This window comes from Kluyvera sp. 142486, from assembly GCF_046569695.1.
Lineage (GTDB): Bacteria > Pseudomonadota > Gammaproteobacteria > Enterobacterales > Enterobacteriaceae > Kluyvera.
In genome coordinates this window covers 1-229 of sequence record NZ_JBKHUI010000055.1, presented here as the reverse complement: position 1 = coordinate 229, position 229 = coordinate 1, and the positions used below count along the sequence as shown (strand labels likewise).

The 229-nt window shown below is 51.5% G+C and carries 1 rRNA gene; it reads left to right on the top strand.

Features of this window, described 5'->3' with window-relative positions:
* A 16S ribosomal RNA gene (locus ACLGE8_RS22730) occupies nt 1–229 on the top strand; the annotation flags it as partial.

Here is a 229-nt window from a genome sequence, read left to right as displayed (position 1 = left end):
AAAACTCAAATGAATTGACGGGGGCCCGCACAAGCGGTGGAGCATGTGGTTTAATTCGATGCAACGCGAAGAACCTTACCTACTCTTGACATCCACGGAATTTAGCAGAGATGCTTTAGTGCCTTCGGGAACCGTGAGACAGGTGCTGCATGGCTGTCGTCAGCTCGTGTTGTGAAATGTTGGGTTAAGTCCCGCAACGAGCGCAACCCTTATCCTTTGTTGCCAGCGG